This window comes from Luedemannella helvata, from assembly GCF_039528415.1.
Lineage (GTDB): Bacteria > Actinomycetota > Actinomycetes > Mycobacteriales > Micromonosporaceae > Luedemannella > Luedemannella helvata.
Genome location: NZ_BAAALS010000009.1, coordinates 1 through 25569, shown reverse-complemented (window position 1 = coordinate 25569; position 25569 = coordinate 1). Strand labels below are relative to the sequence as shown.

Genomic DNA, 25569 nt, shown 5'->3' with positions numbered 1-25569 from the left:
ACTAGTTTTTACATAAAGGATGTCTTTGTCAATAGCTCATGGGTGTCGGCGGACGGGCTGGAGGTGGTTCAGCGATGGGCGGGCTGTCGGCCGGCGGCCGCACGGCGGGCGCGGTAGGCGTTGACGGCCGCCCGGTTGCCGCAGCCGGCCTCGCAGAACCGGCGCGAACGGTTCTTCGACAGGTCGACGAGCACGTTGTCGCAGTCGGGGTAGTCGCACACGCGCAGCCGGCCCAGCTCCCCCGTGCGCACCACGTCGACGAGCCCCATCGCGGCCTCGACAGCCATCCGGGCGGCCAGCGGCGCGTCCGGCGACGTGGCGTGCAGGTGGTACGGCCATTCGTTGTGGCGCACGAGCTGAGGCAGCGCGTGGTTGTCGCGCAGCAGCGCGTTGACGCTGGCCACGACCTCGTCCTCGGCGGCGAACCACAGGCGGCGCAGCCGCGGCCGCAGCGCCCACACGGATTCCAGTTCGGCCCGGGTGCCCTCGCGCCGGCCGGTCCACTGCCGCTCGGTCAGGAACGCGTCGAGGGCGGCCACGTCCGGCAGGCGCTCCTCCTCGGCGGCCGTGTTGACCAGCGCCGCCGCCGTCGTGAGAGCGACCTCGGTGTCATGAGCGAAAACCACCTTGACTCCTGTCACGCAGGCAACCTACCGTCATCACCATAGCCCACCTTTACTCATGACAACGGGGAGATCACCGTGTGCTCCGACCGCTCCGCCGGACTCGGCCTCGCCCTGGCGCTGCTGTCGGCCGCCACCTTCGGCACCTCGGGCACCTTCGCCCGGTCGCTGATCGCGGCCGGCTGGTCGGCTGAGTTCGCCGTCGCGGTGCGGGTGACGACCGCCGGCCTGGTGCTCGCGGTCCCCGCCGCGTTCGCGCTCCGCACGCGGTGGCACCTGTTGCGCGGCAACGCGCCCGCGCTGGTCCTGTTCGGGCTGCTCGCCGTCGCCGGGGCCCAGGTCGGCTTCTTCAACGCGGTGCGCTACCTGCCGATCGGCGTCGCGCTGCTGCTGGAATACCTCGCCATCATCCTCGTCGTGGGCTGGATGTGGGCGGTGCACGGGCAACGGCCCCGGCGCCTCACCGTGACCGGCTCGGTCGCCGCGATCGCAGGCCTCGCGCTGGTGCTCGACCTCACCGGCGACAGCACGCTGTCGCTGGCCGGCGTCGCCTGGGGCCTGTTCGCGGGGATCGGCCTGGCGGCGTACTTCCTGATGTCGGCCCGCGTGGACCCCCGCCTGCCGGCAACGGCGCTGGCCAGCGGCGGCATGCTCATCGGCGGCGCCGTCCTGGCGGCGCTCGGCGCGGCCGGCGCGCTACCCATGACGGCCACCTTCGGCGACGTCCACCTCGCCGGCTTCGAGACCAGCTGGGTGGTGCCCATCCTCGGCCTGTCACTGGTCGCCGGCGTGGCGTCCTACCTGGCCGGCATCGGGGCGGCCCGCATCCTCGACGCGCGGCTGTCGTCGTTCGTGGGCCTCACCGAGGTGCTGTTCGCGATCCTGATCGCCTGGCTGGCGCTCAACGAGCTGCCCACCCTGATCCAGTTCGCCGGCGGCGCGCTCATCATCGCGGGCGTGGCGCTGGTGCGCCTCGACGAGCTGCGCGCCAGCACGACCGCGCCGACCGTCGCGCCCGAACGGGCGCCCGTGGTCGCCTGACGCGCGCCAGCGCCCTCGAACAGGCGATGAACGGGCGCACTGCGCCAGGCCGACGCCCCCGGCACGGCACAATGACACTAATGCGGTGTACGGGCGTGAAGGGCGTGCTGGTCGCCGCCGTGACGGTCGCGGCCGTCGGCGCCGGCGCGCCGGCGCACGCCCATGACGGGCAGCACCCCTGGCCGACGGACGGCTGCACGGCAGCCCCCGACCTGGTGTTCCGACACGCGTGCGTGCACCACGACGGCTGCTACGCCGGGCACCGGGCCAGCCGGGCAATCTGCGACCGGCGCTTCCTGCGGGACATGCGCGCCGCGTGCCGCGGGCGCCCGCCGGTGGCCGCGAGCGCCTGCACGGCCACCGCCTACCTGTACTACGGCGCGGTACGCCTGCTGGGCGACTACTTCTACCATCGCCCCAACCCCCGCGACCGCATCCGCACCCCCGTCGGCTGACCGCGTGCCACCGCGGCACTCCATGTCAGGATTGACCACCGGCATGGGGAGGAATCGTTGTCGCGAGTGGTGGTTGGGCGCGCCGTGCTCATCGCGGGGTTGGCCGCGTTCGGCGGCGCGCTGGTCGGGCTGGTACTCACGGGCCATCGAGGGCTGCGGCCGTCCGCGGACTCCACCGACCTCATCGGACTCGACGACGCGCTCGTGCCGGCACTCGTCGGGCTGCTGCTCGTGCGGCTCGTGCCGCTGCGCCTCCCCACCCTGGACGCCATGCCGGGCATGGCCACCGCGACCGCGATCCGCCAGGCGTGGCAGCTCGTCGCCATCGCGGCCGGCCTGCCGATCGCACTCTACGTGGCCCTGCTGCTCGGGGCGCCGACCGAGACGGTGGGTGGAGTGTGGGCGCTGAGCAAGGTACTCGTGTTTGTCCTGCTGACCTGGGGCCTGTACCGGGACAACTGGCTCGGCACCCCGGACCTGTGGTCGCCGCGCGGCGGCTGGCGCTGGTGGGGCCCGCTGCCCGCCCTGGCCGCGTTCGCGCTGCTCACCAGCGTCGGCCCGTTCGCCGGCTCGCATCCGGACGCCGCCGACTACCCCGACCCGGCCGTGCTCGCCCTCGCGGCGACGATCACCTTCTTCACCGCGAACGTGGCCGAGGAACTGTTCTACCGGGTCATCCTGCAGACGCGGCTGGAGGCGGCGCTCGGCCGGTGGCCGGCCATCGTGGCGGGCGCGCTCCTGTTCGCGCTCCTGCACCTGCCCACGCACGGCCAGACAGCCTCACCGCTCGGCGGGCTGCCGGTCACGCTGGCCGCCATCGTGGTGTTCCAGGGCACGGCGGGACTGTTCCTCGGGTACCTGTGGTCGCGCTACCGCAACGCGTGGGCGCAGATCGCCGCGCACACCATCATCAACACCCTGCCCCTGGCGTTCCTGTGAGGCCGGCTCACCGCCGGGTCAGGTGCCACTCGAACCGCACACCGTTGATGATCACATGGTCGTTCGGCCGGCACAGGGCGGTGACGAAGCGTTCGTCGTCGTCCGACGGACCATAGGTGATCTCCACGCGGAGATCGGACCGGCGGAACGACGGCTGGTCCACGTGCCGCATCCGGACCGTTCCCTCGCCGGGCACCCCGTAGCGTTCGCGGATGGCCGACGGCCCCAGGACGAACGGCCTCGGGCGGCGGCCGGACAGCTCGATGCGCTCGTACGGCTCCGGCCGGGGCGACTTCGCCGCCGGGGCCGGCACCTTGACGTTCGGCTCGAGGACCCCGTCGTTGTGCTTACGCGCCGGCAGCACCGGAAGCGCCACCAGGGTGCCCTGCAGCCGGGGGAACCGGTAGACCACGATGAGCACGGCCACCACCAGCAGGCCCACCACCCCGGTGATCAGCAGCGGTAGATGGTCGCCCGCGCCGCCGCCGGTCACGGCGAGATCGTTGTCGGCGAGCCGCCACGCCGGCCGCACGCCGATCTGCTCGGTCAGGATTCGTGAGAACGGGGACTCGACCGTCGCGGTCAACCGTGACCTCCGGTGGATCGGAACCAGCGTGGCGGGACTGTACGACCGACCGGCGGCCCAGGTCAGTGTCACGTCGACCGTCGTCGTCGCGTGTGGCGCCAGCTCCACGCCCGTAGCGGACAATCGTGCCGTCACGTCGCCGCCCGGCGTGTCCACGCGCAGGTCGGACACCGTGAGCGGCAGCCGGGTCGGATTGCTGAGCGCGACGCGCGCCGTGGCCGTACCGGACACGAACCGCACGGCAGCTGACGACCAGCGCACCGCCACCGCCCGCCGCGGGTCCTCGCCCAAGGCCGCGCGGACCTTGGCCGCCAGGACGGCCGTACGGGGGGCGTTCAGCCGCCGGTCGAGGTCGGACACCGTGGCCGGCGCGAGAGCCGCACCGTCGTGGAACACCCGGCAGAACGGGTTGCTGCGCAACTCGCCCGCCGAGTACGAGGCGCAGCCGCGGCCCTCGCGCCCACTGGCGTTGCGGCCCAGCAGGGTGAAGTACGCGGAGAAGTGCTGCTTCGTGGCGATCATCTTGTCGGCCGCGTCGCGCAACCGGTTCCACTGGCGCCCGGACGCGGTGGGATACGCGCTGCCGGAGCCCGGCAGCGTCGTGTGCCGGCCGTCGGTCAGCATGAACACCGCCGCGATCGCCGGGCGGCCGGGCCGCGCCAGCCGCGCCACCGCCTTCTCCATGGCCGTTCCCATGTCGGTCTCGCGGCCCTCGGCGGTCGCGGGCAACCCGCGCAGCAGCCGGTCGGGCTGGCGGCCCACCTGTCCCTCCACGACCCGCCTGGTCTGCGCTGCCTCCGCGAACGGGATCACGGTGACGTGGTCGATCTCGGAAAGGTTGGCGAGGAACTCACGCAGGTGCCGCCTGACGGGGTTGTAGAGGTCGACACCGTCCTGCATGGAGCTGGACACGTCCACGAGAATGACGTACTCGGCCGGCACGTCCCGCACGCTCAACGCGGCATAGAGGTCCTCGACCGTGACGGGCGGCGCGGACGCCGCGGCCGTACCGACCCCCACCAGCGGCACCGCGGCGAGCACCGCCGCGGCCACCGCCACCCGGATGTGATTCACCGTCGCTTCTGGTCCTTTCCGAGGAAGGCGTCCCGGACGTCGCCGGGCAGGCGGTCCACGTACCGGGGCGGCAGGTCGCGCAGCACCCCGCCCAGCCGGTCCCGCCACGCCTGGTCAAGGTCGCCGGTCAGCGATGCCCAGACCGGGGCCGCGACCAGGTCGAGGTTCCCGTTCTCGGCCGCGGCCACCACGATCGCGGCGGCGTCACGCGCCGACGGGTGCCACGGGCCCGTCCACTCGACGGCGGTACCCGACAACGCGGCAGCGTAGCCGGCCAGCCACGACGCGGGCCGCCCCGGCCCGGAGCACAGCCATCGGACGAAGGCGGCGGCCAGGTCCAGGCGCGGGTCAGGGCCGAGGATCAGCGCGGCCGCCAGGCCCCGGCACGCCTGCTCCTCCTCGGCCACCGCCGCCCGCAGCTCGTCGCGCCCCCCGGCCACCTCGAGGAGCACCGTGACCGCGCGCCGCGCGGCCGCCGCGGCGTCGGGCCGGGTCACGGCCTTCGCCACCATGTCGCCGACGACCTCGTCCAGCACGCCGAGCCGCCGCCCGGTCCCCAGGTACGCCCGCGCCGCGTCGAGGTCGACAGCGTCCACGGCGTGCGCGGCCAACAGCGGGATGACCTGGCTCGGCCGCTGCCGCCGCAACAGGTTCACGTCAAGCTCAGTGACGGGTGTGTGCCGCACGTAGGAGTCCAGCAGCAGCTTCCACTCGCTCGCCTGGAACAGCTTCAGGGAGCTCCACCTCAGCACCCGCTCGACCGCTGACGGGCGCGCCTGACCGGCACGCAGCTGTGCCAGGGTCGTCATCTGCTGCCGGAGGGCCTCGGCGTGGGCGACGACGGCCCGCCCATCGGCGAGCGGGAGGCGCCGCTCGTCGGCGCGCAGCGTGGCCAGCAACGCCCGGGTGTCGGCGCCGGCCGCGTCCCGGATCTCGCGCAGGAGGCCCAGGTAGCGGCGGGCCGCGGCCGACAGACGCGGCCCGCCGCCGGGCCCGCGCCAGGGCACCGACCGCACGCCGCGCACCGCCCCGGCGCCGAACCCCAGCCGGGTGTTCGTCGCCGTCAGCGGCGAGAGGTACGTGGACAGGCTCAGCTCCCCCCGCACGCCGTAGGGCAGCAACGAGGACAGCGCCTCCAGCAGGTGGACGCGCCGCACGACCGGCACGTCCGGCGCGTCGCGCAGCACGAGGGCGCCGTCGAGCAACGACGCGGCGGTGGCCGCGTACCAGGAGAAGTCCTCGTCGATGAGGCGAGCCGTGGCGGCCAGGTCCGGCGGGCCGAGGGCCGGGGCCAGCGGCCCGGCGGGCGGCAGGCGCAGCCCGCTCACGACCCCGGCGAGCTGGTCGTAGCCGACACCCGCATCGGCCAGGTGGGCGAAGGCGCAGTCGACGTAGCGCATCTCGACGGCGGGCCGGCCGAACGCGTCGTGCACCGGCTCCTCCGGCCAGTCGATGATCGCGACACCGATGCGGTCACCGGCGACCGGCCCGGCCATGACCCAGGGCAGGGCCGCCGGCCCACGCGTGGTCGCGCCCGGATTGCCGGGGATCATCCGCCGCGTGATCCGGTCCAGGTCGGCGCGCTGGCGCCCGCCGGTCGAGTCGGCGATGACCGCGAAGTCGTCCGCGGCGCCGGGACGCTTGCCGCGCACCGCCCACCGCCATTCGGGCGCCGGCCGACCTGCCACCGCCTAGAACCGCTCGCCGTGCTGGCGCAACCGGTCCTGCAGCCACACGACGGGCTCGAGGACGTTGATCGGGTGGATCGCGCCGCGGATGCGCGGCGCCCTGCCCGGCTGCCTGTCGTAGTTGAACGGGTTGCCGGCATGGGAGTCAAAGCCCTGTCGCGGCGTCTGGTGAAACCCGATCGCCGACGACACGAAGAAGCGGATCCGGTCCGGATGGAAATCGCCCTGGATCGTCTCGTGCACGCTCGTCTCGCCGAGCTCCGCACACATCCAGGCCACATACTTCGCGGCGTCGACCGGCCGCACGCACGGCATGCGGGTGTCCGGATCCTGGTTCACCCAGCCACCGCGCAGCGAGCGCCGGAACACCTCCTCGTTGTCGAACTTCGTCACGCACACGGCCACGTAGTGGGGCAGCCGCGCGTCGACCCAGGTCTGGGTTTCCTCCGCCCGCTGCTTGAGGAACACGACCAGCGGATCCAGCGTCTCGCTGTTGGACTTTCCCTTCGCGGGCAGCGTCGGGTCGAACAGGAACAGAAACCCGTCGGACGCCAGCATCTCGTCAACGTCACCGGCCAGCGCCATATCGCTCATCGCGGTGTCGTCGCCCGACCCGTCGGTGACCCGCAGCTCGGCCCGCACCACACCCGTACCGTCGGCCTGCGCGCGCCGCAGCAGCGCGAACCGGTAGATCTCCCGCCGCTGCGACGGCATGGGAAAAGCACGCTGCTGCAGGCTCGCCGCGGCCGTCGCGAGGTAGGTCGCGGACGGCTCGTCGACGGGCGCCACCGTCCACCCCGAGCTGTCGCCCGTCGCGGTCAGCGCCGCCCGGCTCAGGGCCGCGAGGAACGTGCTCTTGCCGGCGCCGGAACCGCCCCACGTGCTGATGCGGTGTCCATCCAGGTCCTCGAGCTCGTCCTCAAGGTCCTCAAAGAGGTCCTCCCCGCCGTCCCGCGCGGCGGTGGCGGTGGTGAACCCGACGTCGTCAGGCTCGTCGGCCGGCGCGAACCGGTCGGGGTACTTCCTCGCCACGGATCCTCCCGCTGTAGCCGCCGGCGAACAGAGGGTAGCGGCCGCGGCGGTGTCCTTGCGTCCAGAACTTCGCCCACGATCGTCGACAGTGGACATCCGTCCGCCGGCCAGGCGTGCACGGTCGGCGCAGTCCGTACGAGCCCGTTGCTTCCTACGCTCGATCGATGACGTCGAGCCGGCTCGAATCGCGGCGCAGGTGGCGCTTCCGACGGGCGGTGCGCCTGACCATCGTCCTGGTGTTCGTCGCGTCGGCCATCCTCAATCTCCTGGCCGTCTATCAGATGGTGGCCAGCCGCCCGGTGAGCCCGTCGGTCGATGTCGGCCCCGTGCTCGACAGGATTCCGGACGTCGTGGAACGCGCGGTGGGCCTCATCACCGCCGTGGGCGCCATCATCGCCGTCCTGCGCGGCCGGCGTGACGGGCCGTGATGACGCGCCGGTGTCAGGTCAGGCCGGGCAGCATGGGCCACAGGCCGGCGGCGCACCGGGTCAGGAGATTACGCCGGCCGGTGACCATGTCGAGCCGGATGAGGTCCGCCGGGTTCTCCAGGAAGCCCGGCTCGTCGCCCGTCGCGCGGTAGGCCAGCAGCGCGCCGTCGAAGTAGTCGAGGATCACGCCCGTGCCGGTGTCGAACGCCATGCTGAGGTTCACCCGGCGGACGAACTGCCCCGTCCGGGCGTTGACCACCAGGAACGCCCGGATGGTCTTCACGTCCATCCAGCCGAAGTCCTTCTTCGTCGGCGTTTCGTACACGGCGAGGTACCCCAGGTCGCCCGCGCCGCGCCGGAACAGGCACTGGGGCCCGTTGCGCTCGATGGCGGAGCCGGTCGGGACACGCACCACCTGCTCGCCCTTGCTCAGGTACGGCGCGGCGTCGAACTTGACCATCTGGGGCTTCGTCGGACTTGCCGGCTTCGTGATCCTTACGGTCAGCGTCTGGCCGGTCCAGTCAAGGCAGGTGCCACGCACGATCGTGCCGGCGTCGGTCGGGTCGCCCTCGGAGTGCTCCGTGCCGGGCAGCGCGGTCACCTTTCCGGTGGTGAGGTCGAGCAGGGGAATCTTGCCGTCGTCGCGCGCCTGGCCGATGAGCCAACGCCCGTTCGGTGACCACGCGCGCGCCGAGGCGACCTCGGCGAAGCCGGGCACGACCGAACTGGTCCGGCTCATGAGGTCGCGTAGCACGAAGCCGTCCCCGGTCGGATAGCCGAGCACGCGCCCGTCCGGGGACAGCACGACCACGCCCGACGTGTCGGCCGGCAGCGGGACGTTCCACTGCGTGCCGTCGCGCATGACCAGGTGCGTCCGGGACTCCAGATCCCGGACGACGAGAGCGGCGCGGCCGACCGCGCGGTCGGCGGGCAGGTCGGGCGCGTCCTCCTGAATGGTGATGCGGCCGGACGGGAACCCGGGGTGGGTCCCCGAGGCGTCGAACGTCTTCATCGGCCCGGGCCGCTTCGTCGACGCCGGGGACGGGGCCGCGCTCGCCGTCGGCTCGGGCCCGACGTCCAGGGGTTCCGACGAGCACCCCGCACCGGCGCCCAGGACGGCCACCATGACGCCCGACACGACGAGACTGCGCGGTTTCATCTTGTTCCCCTGTTCCAGTAGCGGGACACAGGATAAATGACCTTCCTCCGGGACACGTCCGGGCGGTCGTCAGACGGACCGATCGGCGCGGGGGACGCACCGTGTGGCGAATGACACATGACCAGCCAGCGGGAGCGGCGAGGTCCGGTCGCCGAGGGCACGCGGAAGGTGTGTCCAGCGCGCTCCCAGGCAGGCGAAACCGGAGCGCCCGGCTCTCATGATCACATCCAGCATGGTCGCACCGCGCGCCGTGCGCGAGCCAATCGTCGGACACGTAGGCTTGCGTCATGAGCGACTTCGACGGACTGCCGGTGCTGCGGTCGCCGGTTGTTGTGGCCGCCTTCGAGGGCTGGAACGACGCCGCCGACGCGTCCACCGGGGCCGTGGAGCACCTGGAGGAGATCTGGCAGGCACGCCGCGTGACCGCGCTCGACCCGGAAGAGTTCTACGACTTCCAGGTCAACCGGCCCACGGTGCGCACGCTGGACGACGAGACCCGCGCCATCGACTGGCCGACCACCCGATTCTCCGTGGCCACCCCGCCCGGCTCCGACCGCGACGTGGTGCTCATCCGCGGCATCGAGCCCAGCACCCGGTGGCGCACCTTCTGCGAGCAGGTCCTCGAGGTCTGCCACAGCCTGGAGGTCAACCGGGTCGTGCTGCTCGGCGCGCTGCTGGCCGACGTCCCGTACACCCGGCCGCTGCCGATCAGCGGCACCGCCACCGACCCGGGCGACATCGCCCGTTTCGCCCTGACCCCCAGCCGGTACGAGGGCCCGACCGGCATCGTCGGCATCCTGCAGGAGGCCTGCCGGCAGGCGGAGGTCGACGCCCTGTCGTTCTGGGTGCATGTGCCCCACTACGCCAACAACCCGCCCTGCCCCAAGGCGACCCTGGCCCTGCTGCACCGGGTCGAGGAGGTGCTCGACCTGCCCGTACCCATGGACGACCTGGCCGAGCGCGCCGCCGAATGGGAGCAGCGGGTCCGCACGGCCGCCGAGCAGGACGCCGAGCTGGGCGAGTACCTGCGCGAGCTTGAGGAGCGCGCCGGCGAGGAGGGCCTGCGGCCGCTGTCCGGCGACGAGATCGCCCAGGAGTTCGAGAAGTACCTGCGCCGCCGCGGCGGCCCGAGCGGGCCGACCGCGGGGATCTGAGCGTTACTGGCGGTACGTCGACAGGAAGCGGGCAAGCCGGCCGATCGCGTCGGTCAGGTCGGCCACCCGCGGCAGGGTCACGACCCGGAAGTGGTCCGGGCGCGGCCAGTTGAAGCCGGTGCCCTGCACGATGAGCAGCTTCTCCTCACGGACCAGGTCGAGCGCGAAACGCATGTCGTCGACGATCGGGTAGACCTTCGGGTCCAGGCGGGGGAACGCGTACAGGGCGCCGCGCGGCTTGACGCAACTGACGCCGGGGATCTCGTTGAGCAGCCGCCACGCGGCGTCGCGCTGCTCCAGCAGGCGCCCGCCGGGCAGGACCAGGTCGTTGATGCTCTGGTAGCCGCCCAGGGCGGTCTGCACCGCGTGCTGGGTGGGCACGTTCGGGCACAGCCGCATGTTGGCCAGGATGTCCAGGCCCTCGATGTAGCTGGCCGCGTGCTTCTTCGGGCCGGTCACGACCATCCAGCCCGTCCGGAACCCGGCCACCCGGTACGCCTTGGACAGGCCGTTGAAGGTCAGACAGACCAGATCGGGCGCGAGCGCCGCCGTGGACGTGTGTGTCGCGTCGTCGTAGAGGATCTTGTCGTAGATCTCGTCCGAGAAGATCACCAGATGGTGGCGGCGCGCGATCTCGACCAGCTCGGCCAGGACCTCGCGGGAGTACACCGCGCCGGTCGGGTTGTTCGGGTTGATGATCACGATCGCCTTGGTACGTTCCGTGATCTTCGATTCGACGTCGCGGACGTCGGGCATCCAGTCGGCGCCCTCGTCACACAGGTAGTGCACCGCCCGGCCGCCGGCCAGGCTCGTCGACGCCGTCCACAGCGGGTAGTCCGGCGCCGGGATGAGCACCTCGTCGCCGTTGTCCAGCAACGCCTGAAGGGACAGGGTGATCAGCTCGGACACGCCGTTGCCGAGGTAGACGTCCTCGATGTCGATGCCGCCGAGGCCCCGGTCCTGGTAGTGCTGGACCACCGCCCGGCGCGCTGACAGCAGGCCCTTGGAGTCGCCGTACCCGTGCGCGGCCGGCAGGTTGAGGATCACGTCCTGGAGGATCTCCTCGGGTGCCTCGAAGCCGAACGGGGCCGGGTTGCCGATGTTCAGCTTGAGGATGCGGTGCCCCTCCGCCTCCATCCGCTTGGCCTCCTGCATCACGGGGCCTCGGATGTCGTAGCAGACGTTGGCGAGCTTCGCGGACTGGGTGACCTCCATGCTTCGACATTAGAGCCGTCCGCTGACGGATCGGTCCATCAGGTTTCGTGGCGTCCGTGACGTGGGACCCACATCCTCTATGGCATCCTAGGAGGCTAGGCCTAAGGAAGGAGCCTCGGTGACCAATCCCGGAACCGCCGAGCACCCGCACCGCCAGATCGCCGCGCACCTGCGCCAACGCATCCGCCACGGCGAGTGGGGCCCCGGCGAGCGGCTGCCCGCCATCCCGACGCTGGCGGTCTCCTACGGGGTCGCGAAGCAGACCGTGCAGCGCACGATCGACCAACTGCGCGTGGAGGGCCTGCTCATCACCAAACCCGGGTCGGGAACTTTCGTCCGCGGCACGAAGCGCCGGTTCAACCGGCTCGCCCGGGGCCGCTACGGCGCCCAGCGCGGCTACCACGCCGACCTCGCCGCCCGGTACCGCCAGCGGCTGCTGTCCGTCGGCCGCGAGGGCGCCCCGCCCGAGGTCGCCGACGCGTTCGGGGTGGCCGACGGCACCGAACTGATCGTGCGCCGCCACCTGGTCGTCGCACCCGAGGAGCACCCGGCCGAGGTCGGCGCCTCCTGGTTTCGCACCGCCGACGCGGCCGGGACGAGCCTGGAGCGCGCCGAACCGTTCGGCCGGCCGCTCTACCAGGAGGCCGAGGAGGTCATCGGCCGCGCGTACACCAGGGCCGCCGACCACCTGTCCGCCCGGCTGCCCACCCGGCAGGAGGCCGAGCTGCTGCGCATCCGCCCGGACACTCCGGTGCTGCACCTGCTGCACGTCGCGTTCGACGCCGACCACCGGCCGTTGGAGGTCGCCCAGGCGACCTGGCCGGGACCGATGACGACGCTCACCGAGGAGTACGCCGTCCCGGCCGCGCGGCCCGCCCTCCCCGACGACGAGCCGGGCCTGGCCCTCGGATAGTGCCGCCAACTGGCTGTGCAGTTTTGTGGACATTTTGTGGAACCGGTGTCGCACAGGTGCGCAGTACGACTCGGGCGGTCACATGCCACACTTGACGCCGGACTGCTACGCCCTGCGATACTACGCAGAACGTAGTAGGGGGTATCTGTGAGTGGACTGTCGGAGCTGGGCCGGTTCTCCGAGCCGGCTGTGCTCATCCTGATCAGCCTGGCGGGCGGGCCCCGGCACGGGTACGCCATGCAGGACGACATCGAAGACCTGGCCGGCGAGCGACCCGGCCCCGGCACCCTCTACGGCGCGATCCGGCGGCTGGAGGAACGCGGCTACATCGAGGCGCTGCCCGAGACCGAGCGCCGCAAGCCGTACCGGCTGACCGACGCCGGCCGGGCCGCGCTCACCGCCGAACTGGAGCGCATGCGGGCCGTGGCCAGCACCGGGCTGCGCCGGCTGGCGGCGGCGTGATGCGCGAGCGCCTCATCCGCGCCGTCCTGGCGCTCTACCCCGCCGCCATGCGCGAGCGGTACGGCGATGAGATCGCCGACCTGCTGGCCCGCTCGCATCGGCCGGGCCACGACCTGGTCGACGCCGCCCGCGCGGGCCTCACCGAACGGGCCGGCGCCCTGACCTGGCCGCACCTGCGCAAGGCCGCGAAGACCGTCGGGATGCTGATCGTGGTGCCCGTGGCGCTCGGTTCCTGCATGGTCGCCGCGATAACCGTGGCCGTGGTCGCCGTCGGCACCATCTCGCCGGCCGCCCCGCACGGCGCCGTCATCGTGTGCCAGTCGCTGGCCGCCGCGCCCGTCGCCCTGCTCGCCCGGCGGTGGGCACTGCGCCTGGGCCGGTCCGTGCTCGTCGCGGCCCCGGCCGTCGTCGTGCCGGCGGCCCTCGGCGCGACGATCCTCGCCATGGCGCTCGGACCGGCCGTCGTACTGCCCGGCGACGCCGTGAGCGACGTTCTGCGGTCATACGGCTCCGCTGTCGCCGTCTGGGCCACCGCGCTGATCGGCACCGCGCTGACCGCCAACCGGGTCCGCACCCGGTTCGGCGCGCGGGCCGCCGGCTGGGTCGCGGTCGTCGGCGCGTTCGTCGCCCTGGAACTGGCCACCATCACCAACGTGCTGGCCAGCACAGACGCAACCCACGCTCCGCGCGGGCGGGCCCTGCTCTGGTTCCCGGCGGCCATCGGCGGCCTGGACGACGCCGTCACCGAGGCGGCCGGCGTCCTGCCGATCATGCTCACCCTGTGCAGCGTCTTCACGCTCGTACTCACGGCGGCGCTGGCGCGCCGGCAGGCTACCCGGGCGGCACCTATGCCGGCGGCCTGACCCGTGGCGCGGCACACCCACGACCTGACCGTGGCCGGCGACCTCGTCACCAAGCGGTACACGTCCTGGGAGCGCGACGAGCACCGGCGCGAGTGGACGGCGCTGGTGCTCGTCCACGAGCACGCGCCGGACCTGGTGCCCCGCCCGATGAGGGCCGACCTGGACGCGAACCCACCGGCGGTCACGATGACCCGGCTGCCCGGCGAGCCGTTGAGCGGCGGCGAGCTCGGCCCGGCGCTCCTGCGTGCGCTCGCGGACGCGCTGCGGACACTGTGGACGGTTCCCCACGATGATGTGCCGCCCCTCGGCCCGTGGCGTGATGACCTCGGCTTCGCCGCACGGCTCACGTCCGCGCCGAGGCCGAAGGGGGACCTGTTGGCAGCCGCCTACGACGCCTCGCTGGCGTGGTGGGACGGGCCCGATCCGGCCCTGCTGCGCTGCCCGCCACCCGGGACCGTCCTCGGGCACCGCGACCCGAACCTGCTCAACTACCTGTGGGACGGCCGGCGCGTACGGATCGTGGACTTCGAGGACGCGGCCGTGTCCGACCCGGCTACGGAAATCGCCCTGCTCCTGGAGCACCTGTCGGCCCGCGACGCGGGCGCCGAGCGGCTGCTCGACCGCCTGCCGGTCGACCCGACGCGCCTACGCGCCGCCCGCCGGGTGTGGGCGATGTTCTGGCTCACATTGCTGCTGCCCGGCGGTCCCGCGGCCGCCCGCAACCCGCCCGGCACCGCGGACGCGCAGGCGCGGCGCCTACTGCGGCTGCTCGACGCCTGACCCGCGGCCCTGTCGCGGCACCGGGGCCAGCAGGCCCTCGATCACCACGGCCACGCCGTCGTCCGCGTTCGCCGGAGCCCGCGCAGGCACCTCCGCGAGCACGGACGGGTGGGCGTTGGCCATCGCCATGCCCGTACCCGCCCAGCGCAGCATGCCGAGGTCGTTGGGCATGTCGCCGAACGCGACCACCTCGTGCGCCGCGATGCCCCGCTCGGCACACCAGGCGGCCAGCGCGGCCGCCTTGCTCACGCCGGCGGCGCTGATCTCCAGCAGGCCCGCGCCGCCGGAATGGGTGCACTCGACCACGTCGCCGACGACCGCGCGCACCGCGGCCATCAACTCGTCCGCACCCTGCTCGCCGGACCAGACCATGAGTTTGACCAGCGGCTCGGCCTGGGTCCACAGCAGATCCCGCGCGGGCACCTCGCGCAGGTCGCCGACGGCGTCGAAGTGGCGCAGCCCGAACGCCGGCTCGCACACCAACCCGGCGCCGGTCTCCACCGCCAGGCCCAGCGCCCCGCCCAGGCTCTCCACCAGGTCGGCGACCGTACGCGCGGTGTCGATCGGGATGGTCGTGGCCGCGACGATGCGCCGGCTGGCGATGTCGTAGTGCACCGCCCCGTTGGCGCAGATCGCGGTCACCGGCACGCCGAGGCGGTCGCCCAGGAAGTCGACGTAGCGGGGCGGGCGGGCCGTCACGACCACGACGTCCACTCCCCTGTGGACCGCCGAGCGCAGGGCGGCCGCCGTCCGCTGCGACAGGTCACCGCCCGGCCGCAGCAGCGTGCCGTCGAGGTCGGTCGCGATGAGTCGCGGCAACCGAGCCCCGGCGGTCACGCAGTCACAGCCGCACGCCCAGCAGCGCGTCGACCAGGGCCGCGCAGGTGGCCGGGGCCGTCGGGTCGTCGCCCTCCCCCGCCAGGGTCGCCTCGGCCCACTCGTCGACCAGGGCCAGGGCCCGGGGCGTGTCGAGGTCGTCGCCGAGCGCCGCGCGTACGCCGGAAAGCAACGTCTCGCCGGACGGCCCGGACCGCGCCGCGGCGGCCGAGCGCCACGTGGCCAGGCGCTGCTGTCCGGTCTTGAGCGCGTCGTCGGTCCACTGGCGGTCGTCGCGGTAGTGCTGCGCGAGCAACGCGACGCGCACGGCCATCGGGTCGACGCCGTCGCCGCGCAGGCGGGAGACGAACACGAGGTTGCCGCGCGACTTCGACATCTTCTCGCCGTTGAGGCCGATCATGCCGGCGTGCACGTAGTGGCTGGCGAACGGCGCCTCGCCGGTGAGCACCTCGCTGTGGGCCGCGGAGCACTCGTGGTGCGGGAAGATGAGGTCGTTGCCGCCGCCCTGCACGTCCACCGTGGCGCCGAGGTGGTCCAGGGCGATGACGGCGCACTCGATGTGCCAGCCGGGACGGCCGGGGCCGAGCGGGCCGCCGTCCCAGGCCGGCTCGCCGTCGCGGGCGCCGCGCCACAGCAGCGGGTCGAGCGGGTCGCGCTTGCCCGCGCGGTCCGGGTCGCCGCCGCGCTCGGCGGACAGCCGCAGCATGGTGTCGCGGTCGTAGTGGGACTCGTACCCGAAGCGCGGCGCGGCCGACAGGTCGAAGTAGATGTCGCCCGTGCCGTCGTCGAGGCGGTACGCGCAGCCGTCGTCGAGCAGGCCCGCCACCCGCCTCACGATCGCGGGGATCGACTCGACCGCGCCGACGTACGCTGCCGGCGGCAGTATCCGCAGCGCCTCCATGTCCTCCCGGAACAGGGCGGTCTCGCGCATGCCGAGCACGATCCAGTCCTCGCCGTCGCGGGTGGCGCGCTCCAGCAGCGGGTCGTCGATGTCGGTGACGTTCTGGACGTAGCGCACGTCGAGGCCGGCGTCGCGCCACAGGCGGTTCACCAGGTCAAAGGTGATCATCGTGGCGGCGTGGCCCAGGTGCGTGGCGTCGTAGGGGGTGATGCCGCACACGTACATGGTCGCGGTGCCGTCGGGCCGCGTGGCGTGCACGCCCTGCCGGGCGGTGTCGTAGAGCCGGGGAGGGCCCGCGGGGGCACCGGGCAGGCGGGGCACGGAGGGGGCGGTCCAGGACTTCATGGCCGCAAGCCTAGCCAGAGATCGCTCACAGCGGTGGCCACGGCACCGCCGGCCAGCGCTGCGGCGGTTCCGGGAACACTCCCGTACTGAGCAGCCGGGTGACCCGGCTCACGGTCGCCTCGACCTCCGCGCGGGTAAGGACCGCGGCGAGGTTCGCCCCCAGCGGCCCATCAAGATCATGTTGTACGGCCGACAGCACCGCGCGCGCCTCCGCCGGCAGGGGCCGCCCCACGAACCCCCACAGCACCGTGCGCAGCTTCTCCTCGACGTGGAAACACAGCCCGTGATCAACGCCGTGCAGGTGGCCGCCGCCCGTGTGCAGCACGTGCCCGCCCTTGCGGTCGGCGTTGTTGACCACCGCGTCGAACAGGGCCAGCCGGGCCAGCCCCGCGTCGTCCGCGTGCGCCAACACGTACACCCGCTCGTCGCGCTCGCCGACCTCCGCGATGGGCAACCAGTCCGCGGGCAGCTCGTCCTCCGCGACAACCCCCACCAGTGGGGCGACGTCCTCGGGCTCGTCCACCCAGATCTGGCACGCGCCCGGCCCGTACGGGCCGTCGCGGAGCACCGTCGGGGGCACCAGATCCCACCCGGTCGCCGCCGACATCAGGTAGGCCGCCACCTCCCGGCCGGCGAGAGTGCCCTCCGGGAAGTCCCACAGGGGACGCTCGCCGCTCACCGGCTTGTAGACGCACCGCACGGTCACACCGGCGAGCGTCAGGAACGCCCGCAGCGTCGTGTTGGACGCGTCGACGAGCCGCCCCTCCACCATCAGGTCGCCGTGGCGCAGCAACTCCAGGGCCTGCTGGGTGGCGAGCTCGCCACCGGCGCGCGGCGGGGTCGGCGGCACGGGTGCCCGGCCACGGGCCCGGGCGCCGGTCTGTCCGGTGCGCAACGCGGCCTACCGCCGGTAGCCGTTGTGGCGCGGGCACAGGTGCCCGCTCGGGTCCAACGGCTGCCCGCAGAACGGGCACGGGGGCCGGCCGGCGGCGACGACCCGCTTGGCGCGCGCGATGAACGACAGGGTGGCCTGCGGGGTCAGGCGTACGCGCAGGCGGTCCAGGTCCGCCAGGTCCTCCTCATCGGGCTCGTCCGTGTCCAGCTCGCCCACGGCGATCGCCTCGATGACCACGGTCTGGCTCTCCCCGTCCCACGCCAGGCCCAGGGTGCCGACCCGGAACTCCTCTTCGAGGGGCATCTCCAGCGGCTCGTTGTCGTCGGAGCCGCCGGCCTCGGGGACCGGGACGCCGAACCGGCGGTGGGCCTCGGCGAGCAACTCCTCGAGCTTCTCGGCGAGCACGGCGACCTGAACCTTCTCCAGGACGACGCTGACCAGCCGGCCGCCGCCGCGGGCCTGCAGGAAGAACGTGCGCTCCCCCGGCGAGCCCACAGTCCCGGCGACGAACCGCTCGGGCGGCTCGAACGCGAACACCTGGTGGCTCATGGCATCGACCCTATCCGTCCGCGGCCCGCGACGCGTCACCGGCGGGCCGACCCGCGTCGCCGCCGACGACGGCGTCCGAGTCGGCGACCTGACCGTCGCCGCGATCACGGGGCGGCGCGACAAAAACGCGCAGGTCAGCCCCGGTGTCGTTGAGGCGCAGGAGGAACGGTCGGGTGGGGGTGAAGCGCACCGCCGTCACCGACGCGGGCTCCACGACGATCCGCTGGAACTGGTCGAGGTGCAGCCCGAGCGCGTCCGCGACGATCGCCTTGATCACGTCGCCGTGGCTGCAGGCGAGCCAGAGCGCGTCCGGACCGTGCGAGGAGGTCACCTTCGCGTCCCAGGCGCGCACGGCCGCCACCGCCCGCGCCGACATCGCGGGCATCGACTCGCCCTGCTCGCCCGGGAAGGTGACCGCCGCCGGGTGGTGCTGCACCACCGGCCACAGCGGGTCCTTGGCGAGCGTGTGGAGCTGACCGCCCTCCCAGTCGCCGTAGCCGACCTCGATCAGGCCTGGTTCGAGCGCGGGCACCGCGTCCGGCAACGCCACCGACAGGGTCTCCACACACCGGGGCAGTGGACTGCTCACCACGGCGGCCAGCGGCAGGCCACGAAGCCGCCCGCCCACGGCACGGGCCTGCGCCCGGCCGTCGTCGTCGAGGCCGACGGGACGCCGGCCGGCCAGGATGCCCTCGGCGTTCGCGGTGGTGCGGCCGTGCCGCAGCAACAGGACAGTCGCCACGCTCAGCAGCGTAGCGCCCGCGACCGACGTCGGATGAGCCCGCGAACCCTACGACACCGGTGGCGGGCCGATCGCCGGCCGCTCCTCGATGCGCGGCGCCGAGTACTGGCTGGGAATGAACGGGCTCGCCCCGGTGGAGCCGGGCGGGGCGGTGCGCGCCGGCGGCTCCGGCTGGCGGCCCGCCACCGGCTGGCCCAGGGCGTCACGGCACACGTTCCAGTTGTGCTCGGCGATCGCCAGCTCCCGGCTGTACGCGCGCGGATTGTTGGCCGCGAGCTCCTTGTAGATGCCCACGGCCTGGCCGGCGGCGCCGAGCGCGGCCGGGCGCCGGCCCACGCGCGACAGGCACGACGACAGGTTCGTCAGGGCCCGGCCGAGGCTGTGCAGGTGCTCGTCGCGCCGGGTCGAGGCCAGCTCGCGGTAGAGGCTCACGGCCTCGTACGTGATGTCGAGCGCCTCGTCGTGGCGGCCCAGCTGCGCCGCGCACGAGCCGAGGTTGAGCACACCCGTGGCCAGGTCCGACAGGTACGCCGCGCGGTCGAGGTCGACCATGACCCGCAGCCGGGCGACCGCCTCCTCGGTGACCTGGCGGGCGTCGTCCCACATGCCCAGCTCGGACAGGCGCGCGCCCAGCTCGAGCTGCAACGCCGCCTGGTCGTGGGCGGTGTTGTCGCCGTCGAGCAGCCGGTTGAGCAGCACGACGGCCGTACGCGGCAGCGACTTGGTGGGCTGGAACATCGCCTCCGACAACGCGGCCATGTCGTCGTCGCCGAGGTCGCTCTCCTGGGTGAGCCAGGCCAGCGCCTCGTCGACCGGCGCCTTGGCGCTGACCGAGCGCTCCAGGTTGCGCGCCAGCTCGCTCTGGTCGGGCTGGTCGTCGTCGAGCCCGGGCACCCGGCGGGGCCAGATGTCGCGGTGCACGTCGCGGGTCAGCTCGGCGAGCGTCTCCGTGACCTTGCGCTCGGTCTCGAAGGCGGCGACGGTCCAGCTCAGGCCGGAGCTGTCGACGGCGCCGGGCTGCGGCACCTGGTCGGCCAGCCAGCCGGGCAGCCGGGGTGAGCGGGCGGGGCTGCCGCTGCCGAGGCGGTCGTAGAGGCCGTGCCACCAGACGGCCAGCCGGGCCAGCCGGTCGGCGGCGCTCACCGCGAGCATGGGTACCCGGCGCAGGACGGTCGCCGCGTCGGCGATGCCGTCCACGCGGGCGACCGCCGAGCACGCGAGGGCCGAACGCAGCGCCGGCTGGCCGGCGCCCGTCTGGCTGACCTCGTTGGCGGCACGGCGCCAGTATCCCTCCTCGTCGCTGAACAGGTCGCGCACGGCGGCGCGCAGGGCGAGCGGCTTGAGCTGGCCCACCCGTGTCGGCAAGGCGACAACGAGTGCCGCCATGCGCAGCAGCACGGCGCCGCTGACCGGGTCGGCGCTCGTCAGGGTCGCCAGCGGGCTCGACTCGGCGCGCTGGCTGTCCGTGCGCAGGACGAGGTCCAGCCGGGCCGGGCCGGCCTCGCCGCGCTTGCCGATCATGGTGCGTCGGGCGGCCAGGGCGTCCTGCTCCTGTCGGGTCAGCCGGTTGAGCTGGCGGGTCCACCAGGCACCGAACTCGCGCGCCACGATCACCACCCGGACGGGCAGCGGCTGGCCGCCGCCCGCCACGAGGGCGAGCAGGTCGCCGATGTCGGCGCGGGTCTCCGCGTCATCGACGATGACCACGCCGGGCCGACCGCTGGCGACGACGGCCTGCACGGCCTGCACGGCGCGGCCGGGCGGCGCCCAGCCGACCTGCACGCCGTGGGCGGTGACCCGCTCGGCCATCTGGCCGGCGAAGCTCGTCTTGCCCATGCCGGCGCCCCCGTTGAGCAGCCATAACGGCCGATCTCCGGTGACCGCCCAGGTGGCCATGGCGGTCAGCGCCTTCTCGTACGGGTCGGAGAAGGCGCGCGCCGCCTCGATCGCCGCGACGGAGGTGTCGACCCGCGCCCGGCCCATGGCGGGCACGGGCACCACCGAGGCGCGCCACGATTGCCGCCTGCCGTCGCTGTCCACCCCGCGATTGTGCGCGAGACTCGCGTAGGGGGAAAGGCCGGCCTCGGTCAGGTCGCCGATAGCCAGCCGGCCGACAGAGCGACGATGAGCACGACGCCGAGCAGCACCCGGTACCAGACGAAGACCACGATGGAATGCCGGGCGACGTACTTGAGCAGCCACGCGATGGAGGCGTACGCGACGACGAAGCTGACCAGGGTGCCGACGACGGCGGGCCCCCAGCCCACGGACGCGCCGACCTCGTCGGTCGCGCTGAGCGCCTCGAAGACACCGGCCGCGCTCAGCGCCGGGATGCCGAGGAAGAACGACAGCCGGGTCGCGGTGACCCGGTCGATGTCGCGCAGCAGGCCGGCCGAGATGGTGGCGCCGGACCGGGACACGCCCGGGATCAGGGCGATGCACTGGGCCAGGCCGATGATGAGGCCGTCCTTGAGCGTGACGTCGCGCTCCCCGCGCCGCTGCGTCGCGGCGTACTCCGCGAAGACCATGACCACCGACCAGCCAATGAGGCTCACGGCGACGACCCACAGGCTGCGCAGCGGGCCGTGGATAAGGTCCTTGCCGAGCAGGCCGGCGGCGACGATCGGCATGGAGCCCACGACCACCGCGAGCGACAGCCGCCAGTCTTCGTGCCGGCGGCCCTCCGCGCTGAGCACGCCCTTCACGAAGGCCACCACGATCCGCACGATGTCGCGCCAGAAGTAGATCACCGCCGCCAGGATCGCGCCCACCTGGATGATCGCCGTGTACGCGGTCACCCCGACGTCGTCGACCTGCAGGCCGAGCAGCTTCTCGGTGATGGTGAGGTGCCCGGTGGAGGACACCGGGAGGAACTCCGTGATCCCCTCGACGATGCCGAGAATGATCGCCTTCCAGAACTCCATGATGAGGGGAACCCCAAACGTCGTGTGTGGACAGTGCGGGACCCCAGGTCTAGCGTCCGGCGGGGAGCTTGTCGAGCGCATGGCCGACACGCGCCGCCGGGGCCGGACATGACCGGCATACGGCGGCATGAGCTGGCGTTTCTCCTCCGGCCGCGAGCGAGGTCGCCTCAGCGTAGCCGTGGGCGTGGCCGTGCACGCGGGCGCCGCGCGGCGCGGCGCTGGGCGCGATGGCACGTGCGGCACTACCCTGGATCTTTGTGCAGCAGCGACCGCTCGGCCGCAGCGGCCTCCTGGTCTCCAGGTTGGCGCTGGGCACGATGACGTGGGGTCGGGACACCGAGCCCGACGACGCTGCCGCGCAGCTCAAGACGTTCGTGGACGCGGGCGGCACGCTGGTCGACACGGCCGACGTCTACGCCGACGGTGACAGCGAGGCCGTGATCGGCTCGCTGCTCGGCCCGCTCATGCCCCGCGAGGACCTCGTCATCGCCACCAAGGCGGGGCTGCGGCCGGGCATGGAGCGCCGCCGCAACGGCTCCCGGGCGCACCTGCTGGCCGCGCTCGACGCGTCGCTGGCCCGACTCGGCACGGACTATGTCGACCTGTGGCAGGTGCACGGCTTCGACGAGCACACCCCGTTGGACGAGACGCTCGCCGCCCTGGACACGGCCGTGTCGACCGGCCGCGCCCGGTACGCGGGGCTGAGCAACTTCTCCGGCTGGCAGACGGCGCGGGCCGCCACCTGGCAGGGCGCCTGGCCGGGCCGCACGCCGCTGGTCTCCACCCAGGTGGAGTACTCGCTGCTGGAGCGGGGCATCGAGCGCGAGGTCGTGCCGGCGTGCCTGGCGCTCGGGTTGGGGATCCTGCCCTGGTCGCCGCTGGGGCGGGGGGTGCTCACCGGCAAGTACCGGCACGGCCGGCCCGCCGACTCCCGAGCAGCTTCGCCCCATTTCGAGCGGTTTGTCCTGCCGTATCTGAACCCGCGCTGCTCCGGGATCGTCGAGTCCGTCGCCACGGCCGCCGACGGGCTGGGCGTCTCCCCGCTCGAGGTCGCCCTCGCCTGGGTGCGCGACCAGCCGGGCGTCGTCGCGCCCATCCTCGGCGCGCGCACGGTGGGACAGCTGGTCGGCGCGCTCGCCGCCGAGTCCGTCCGGCTGCCCGCCGAGATCGCCCAGGCCCTGTCGGACGTGTCCGCCCTCCCGCTGGGGTACCCGGAACGGCAGGGCTGACCGCTCGCCGCACCACGGCCGTACGGCACTGGCCGCGCCCGGACAGGTGGGGCACGATGCAGTCATGGACTACGAATACGCACCGCTACGGTTACCGCCGCACGTCGACCGGATGACCGCCGCGGTGCAGCTGACCATCGCCGCCGAGTACTCGGGCTGGGAACTGGCCCGGGTGCGCCTCTTCCCGGACGGCACCCGCCAGGTCATGTTGCGGCGGCGAACCACGGACGCCGGCCCGCCCTCCCTCTAGGCCCCGTCAGTCACCCAGGCTCAACCGGCCGTCGGCGTCCACGTCGACACACATGCGCTCGTCGAGACGGCCGAGCACGCGATCCTCCGGGTCGATCCGGAACGTCGCCTCCGCCGTGTCCGCGTCCAGGTCCAGCGGGCGGATCACCTCGGCCACCATGACGGCCCCGTCCAGCGGCATGAGCTCCGGCACGTCCAGCATGCCCATCGACCCGTCGCCGGCCCGCATCAGCTCCAGCACCGCCTCCGCGACCGTGCTCGGCGGCTCGTCCGGCTCCCCCGGCGCGCGCGGCAGGGACCGCCGCGCCTCGTCCGCCGCCCGCAGCAGCGCCGTCACCGACGGCACCGTGTAGTCACGGCGCTGCCGCACGGACAGAACCCCGTCGTACGGGTCCTTCGCCGGCTCGGCGGGTTCCTCCTCGACGTCCGCGAACCGGCTCACCGGGCCGTCGGGGCCGATCTCCTCCAGGTCCCACGGGGTCACCTCGCCGTGGGCGTCGTTGAGCGCGTCGTCGTAGGCCCGGGCGGCGTTGTTGAGCGCGACATACGCCTGCCAGACCGCGTCGTCGTCGGGCCGCCCCGCCGCCGCCCGCACGGCCGCGAGGTGCGCCTGCGCGGCGCGCACCACCTCCGCCAACGCGTCGTCGAGGACGCTGTCCGGATCCGCCATGAGGCCCCCTCAGCACTCGGCAAGGAATCGATCGAGAACGCGCACGCCGAACTGTAGTCCCTCCACCGGTACCCGCTCGTCGATGCCGTGGAACAGGGCCGAGAAGTTGAGGTCCGGCGGCAGCAGGAGCGGCACGAACCCGAAGCAACGGATGCCCAGCTTCGCGAACGCCTTCGCGTCCGTGCCACCCGACAGCATGTACGGCACCGGGCGGGCGATCGGGTCCTCGGCGCGCAGGGCCGCGCCCATCGCCTCGACCAGCGGCCCGTCGAACGTCGTCTCCAGCGCCGGCTGCGACTGGATCGTCTCGATCTCCAGGTCGGGGCCGAGCAGCTCGCGCAGCTGGGCCTCGAAAACCTCCCGCTGCCCGGGCAACGTGCGGCAGTCCAGCGTGGCGCTGGCCCGCGACGGGATCACGTTCTCCTTGTACCCGGCGCGCAGGCCCGTGGGGTTGACCGTGTTGCGCACGGTCGACCCGATGATGGGCGCGATCGTGCCCAGCTTGGCGATCGCGTCCTCCGGCTGGGCGGGGTCGATGTCGACACCGAGAGCGTCGCCGGCCTCGGCGAGAAAGCGCCGTACGGTATCGGTCATCACGATCGGGAAGCGGTGGCGGCCGACCCGCGCCACGGCCTCCGCCAGCGCGGTCACCGCGTTGTCGTCGTGGATCATCGAGCCGTGCCCCGGCCGGCCGCGGCTGTGCACGCGCAGCCACTCCAGGCCCTTCTCGGCCGTCTCGATGAGGTAGAGCCGCAGGTCGTCGCTCACCGTGTAGGAGAAGCCGCCCACCTCGCCGATCGCCTCGGTGACACCCTCGAACAGCTGCGGGTGCTCGGCGACCAGCCAGTGCGCCCCGAAGGTGCCGCCGGCCTCCTCGTCGGCCAGGAACGCCAGCACCAGGTCGCGCGGCGGCACCCGACCCTCGCGGCGCCACTGGCGCACCACCGCCAGCACCATGGCGTCGAAGTTCTTCATGTCGACCGCACCGCGACCCCACACGTACCCGTCGCGGACCTCGCCGGAGAACGGGTGCACACTCCACTCGCCCGCGTCCGCCGGCACCACGTCGAGATGGCCGTGGATCAGCAGCGCGTCGCGCGACGGATCGGCACCCGGGTAGCGCGCGAACACGCTGGCCCGCCCCGGGGCGCTCTCCAGGATCACCGGCTCGAGACCGACCTCGGCCAGCAGGGCGGCCACATGCTCCGCGGCGGCCCGCTCGCCCACCACCGTCGTCGGGTCCCCGGTATTGGTGGTGTCGATGCGGATCAGGTCACTGGCGATGCGGACGACCTCGTCCACGGCGGCGGTCATGCGCTCGTTCTTACCACCTTGATCGGTCCACCCACCACCGAGACCGGCGTTATCCACAGGCGCGCCCGCGCGGCTGCGCGCGCCGCCCCGGCCGCCGTACGCTGCCCGGCGTGGACCCCGACCGCGGTGGCGACCTCCGCCTCGACCCCGTCGGCCTGGCCCGCGCCGCGCGCCGGCTGCTCGACGCGGCCGTGCCCGTGGAGCGCGCCGACACGGCCACCGTGGTGCCACCGCCGGACTCGCTCGGCGACCGGCCGGCCGGCGCGTCGGTGGCGATGGCGGCGGCCGGCGCGGGCGCGGCGCTGCAACGGCTGCTCGACGGGGTCGCCGAGGTGCTGATCGTCGACGCCGACCGGCTCATTCTGGTCGGCGTCGCCACGACCGCCGCCGACACCCGCGCCCGGACCCGCCTGGCCGGTGGGCCGCGGTGAGGCCGCCGGACGGGCTCGCGACCGAGCCGGCGGCCGTCGACCGCGCGGCCGTGGCCTGGCGGGCGGCGGCG

Annotated in this window: 27 protein-coding genes; 12 read left to right on the top strand and 15 right to left on the bottom strand. The window is 73.3% G+C overall.

Annotated features, from left to right (window positions below):
* Positions 1-68: 68 nt before the first annotated feature.
* On the bottom strand, positions 69-626 hold the full coding sequence (locus ABD191_RS11055) for a CGNR zinc finger domain-containing protein (protein ID WP_344080156.1): 558 nt from the start codon (positions 624-626) through the stop codon (positions 69-71).
* Between the two features lie 75 nt (positions 627-701).
* Between ABD191_RS11055 and ABD191_RS11050 the strand changes: the two genes are divergently transcribed.
* The 3 genes from ABD191_RS11050 to ABD191_RS11040 all read left to right on the top strand — a co-directional run bounded on the left by ABD191_RS11050 (position 702) and on the right by ABD191_RS11040 (position 3058).
* Entirely contained in the window at positions 702-1664 is a 963-nt protein-coding gene (locus tag ABD191_RS11050; RefSeq protein WP_344079688.1) for an EamA family transporter, read from the top strand.
* Positions 1665-1744: 80 nt separating this feature from the next.
* On the top strand, positions 1745-2119 hold the full coding sequence (locus ABD191_RS11045) for a phospholipase A2 (protein ID WP_344079685.1): 375 nt from the start codon (positions 1745-1747) through the stop codon (positions 2117-2119).
* 66 nt (positions 2120-2185) lie between these two features.
* Positions 2186-3058: a CPBP family intramembrane glutamic endopeptidase gene (locus ABD191_RS11040; RefSeq protein WP_344079682.1), complete on the top strand. Its 873-nt coding sequence runs from the start codon at positions 2186-2188 to the stop codon at positions 3056-3058.
* 7 nt (positions 3059-3065) lie between these two features.
* Here ABD191_RS11040 and ABD191_RS11035 read toward each other — a convergent pair whose 3' ends face one another.
* The 3 genes from ABD191_RS11035 to ABD191_RS11025 are packed head-to-tail and all read right to left on the bottom strand — an operon-like array spanning position 3066 to position 7438.
* Entirely contained in the window at positions 3066-4718 is a 1653-nt protein-coding gene (locus tag ABD191_RS11035) for a VWA domain-containing protein (RefSeq protein WP_344079679.1), read from the bottom strand.
* Positions 4715-6406, bottom strand: coding sequence for a hypothetical protein (locus tag ABD191_RS11030; protein WP_344079676.1), 1692 nt, complete (start codon positions 6404-6406; stop codon positions 4715-4717). Before ABD191_RS11030 ends, ABD191_RS11035 begins: the two co-directional genes overlap by 4 nt.
* A gap of 3 nt (positions 6407-6409) precedes the next feature.
* Positions 6410-7438: a hypothetical protein gene (locus ABD191_RS11025; protein WP_344079673.1), complete on the bottom strand. Its 1029-nt coding sequence runs from the start codon at positions 7436-7438 to the stop codon at positions 6410-6412.
* Between the two features lie 164 nt (positions 7439-7602).
* On the opposite strand from ABD191_RS11025, the gene ABD191_RS11020 reads away from it, so the two are divergent.
* Entirely contained in the window at positions 7603-7866 is a 264-nt protein-coding gene (locus ABD191_RS11020; protein ID WP_344079670.1) for a hypothetical protein, read from the top strand.
* A 13-nt stretch (positions 7867-7879) separates the two neighbouring features.
* On the opposite strand, the gene ABD191_RS11015 is transcribed toward ABD191_RS11020, so the two are convergent.
* Positions 7880-9025: a WD40 repeat domain-containing protein gene (locus ABD191_RS11015; protein WP_344079663.1), complete on the bottom strand. Its 1146-nt coding sequence runs from the start codon at positions 9023-9025 to the stop codon at positions 7880-7882.
* A gap of 287 nt (positions 9026-9312) precedes the next feature.
* Here ABD191_RS11015 and ABD191_RS11010 point away from each other — a divergent pair, with 287 nt between their 5' ends.
* Complete coding sequence (locus tag ABD191_RS11010) at positions 9313-10179, top strand: PAC2 family protein (protein ID WP_344079660.1); 867 nt, start codon at positions 9313-9315, stop codon at positions 10177-10179.
* A gap of 3 nt (positions 10180-10182) precedes the next feature.
* Here the strand turns inward: ABD191_RS11010 and ABD191_RS11005 are convergent, their stop codons facing one another.
* Positions 10183-11394 (bottom strand): pyridoxal phosphate-dependent aminotransferase, encoded by a 1212-nt coding sequence (locus tag ABD191_RS11005; RefSeq protein ID WP_344079657.1) that lies wholly within the window; start codon positions 11392-11394, stop codon positions 10183-10185.
* A gap of 118 nt (positions 11395-11512) precedes the next feature.
* On the opposite strand from ABD191_RS11005, the gene ABD191_RS11000 reads away from it, so the two are divergent.
* The 4 genes from ABD191_RS11000 to ABD191_RS10985 all read left to right on the top strand — a co-directional run bounded on the left by ABD191_RS11000 (position 11513) and on the right by ABD191_RS10985 (position 14412).
* A complete protein-coding gene (locus tag ABD191_RS11000; protein ID WP_344079654.1) occupies positions 11513-12307 on the top strand; it encodes a GntR family transcriptional regulator in 795 nt (264 codons plus the stop codon).
* Between the two features lie 147 nt (positions 12308-12454).
* Positions 12455-12769, top strand: coding sequence for a PadR family transcriptional regulator (locus tag ABD191_RS10995; RefSeq protein ID WP_344079651.1), 315 nt, complete (start codon positions 12455-12457; stop codon positions 12767-12769).
* Positions 12769-13632 (top strand): hypothetical protein, encoded by an 864-nt coding sequence (locus tag ABD191_RS10990; protein ID WP_344079648.1) that lies wholly within the window; start codon positions 12769-12771, stop codon positions 13630-13632. Before ABD191_RS10995 ends, ABD191_RS10990 begins: the two co-directional genes overlap by 1 nt.
* 3 nt (positions 13633-13635) lie before the next feature.
* Positions 13636-14412 (top strand): phosphotransferase, encoded by a 777-nt coding sequence (locus ABD191_RS10985; RefSeq protein ID WP_344079645.1) that lies wholly within the window; start codon positions 13636-13638, stop codon positions 14410-14412.
* Here the strand turns inward: ABD191_RS10985 and ABD191_RS10980 are convergent.
* The 7 genes from ABD191_RS10980 to ABD191_RS10950 are packed head-to-tail and all read right to left on the bottom strand — an operon-like array spanning position 14389 to position 21605.
* Positions 14389-15249, bottom strand: a complete 861-nt coding sequence (locus tag ABD191_RS10980) for a Cof-type HAD-IIB family hydrolase (protein ID WP_344079642.1) — start codon at positions 15247-15249, stop codon at positions 14389-14391. The genes ABD191_RS10985 and ABD191_RS10980 overlap by 24 nt on opposite strands.
* A 4-nt stretch (positions 15250-15253) precedes the next feature.
* Positions 15254-16495, bottom strand: coding sequence for a cysteine--1-D-myo-inosityl 2-amino-2-deoxy-alpha-D-glucopyranoside ligase (gene mshC, locus ABD191_RS10975; protein WP_344079639.1), 1242 nt, complete (start codon positions 16493-16495; stop codon positions 15254-15256).
* Between the two features lie 25 nt (positions 16496-16520).
* Complete coding sequence (locus ABD191_RS10970; RefSeq protein ID WP_344080154.1) at positions 16521-17345, bottom strand: SCO1664 family protein; 825 nt, start codon at positions 17343-17345, stop codon at positions 16521-16523.
* A 51-nt stretch (positions 17346-17396) separates the two neighbouring features.
* Positions 17397-17939: a DUF3090 domain-containing protein gene (locus ABD191_RS10965; RefSeq protein WP_344079636.1), complete on the bottom strand. Its 543-nt coding sequence runs from the start codon at positions 17937-17939 to the stop codon at positions 17397-17399.
* 10 nt (positions 17940-17949) lie between these two features.
* Complete coding sequence (locus ABD191_RS10960; RefSeq protein WP_344080152.1) at positions 17950-18690, bottom strand: MSMEG_4193 family putative phosphomutase; 741 nt, start codon at positions 18688-18690, stop codon at positions 17950-17952.
* A 39-nt stretch (positions 18691-18729) separates the two neighbouring features.
* Complete coding sequence (locus tag ABD191_RS10955) at positions 18730-20721, bottom strand: tetratricopeptide repeat protein (protein WP_344079633.1); 1992 nt, start codon at positions 20719-20721, stop codon at positions 18730-18732.
* Positions 20722-20768: 47 nt separating this feature from the next.
* Complete coding sequence (locus ABD191_RS10950) at positions 20769-21605, bottom strand: undecaprenyl-diphosphate phosphatase (protein WP_344079630.1); 837 nt, start codon at positions 21603-21605, stop codon at positions 20769-20771.
* Positions 21606-21862: 257 nt separating this feature from the next.
* On the opposite strand from ABD191_RS10950, the gene ABD191_RS10945 reads away from it, so the two are divergent.
* Entirely contained in the window at positions 21863-22834 is a 972-nt protein-coding gene (locus ABD191_RS10945) for an aldo/keto reductase (protein WP_344079627.1), read from the top strand.
* 64 nt (positions 22835-22898) lie between these two features.
* The gene (locus tag ABD191_RS10940) at positions 22899-23084 is read left to right on the top strand and encodes a DUF5703 family protein (protein WP_344079624.1); all 186 of its coding nucleotides are present in this window, start codon (positions 22899-22901) and stop codon (positions 23082-23084) included.
* Between the two features lie 6 nt (positions 23085-23090).
* Here the strand turns inward: ABD191_RS10940 and ABD191_RS10935 are convergent, their stop codons facing one another.
* Together ABD191_RS10935 and ABD191_RS10930 are read right to left on the bottom strand one after the other, a co-directional pair.
* Positions 23091-23753 carry a hypothetical protein gene (locus ABD191_RS10935; RefSeq protein ID WP_344079620.1) on the bottom strand — a complete coding sequence of 221 codons (663 nt, stop codon included), beginning with the start codon at positions 23751-23753 and terminating at the stop codon, positions 23091-23093.
* A 9-nt stretch (positions 23754-23762) separates the two neighbouring features.
* Positions 23763-25067, bottom strand: coding sequence for a M20/M25/M40 family metallo-hydrolase (locus ABD191_RS10930; RefSeq protein ID WP_344079618.1), 1305 nt, complete (start codon positions 25065-25067; stop codon positions 23763-23765).
* Positions 25068-25177: 110 nt separating this feature from the next.
* Here ABD191_RS10930 and ABD191_RS10925 point away from each other — a divergent pair, with 110 nt between their 5' ends.
* Positions 25178-25498: a hypothetical protein gene (locus ABD191_RS10925; protein ID WP_344079616.1), complete on the top strand. Its 321-nt coding sequence runs from the start codon at positions 25178-25180 to the stop codon at positions 25496-25498.
* Positions 25499-25569 lie beyond the last annotated feature (71 nt).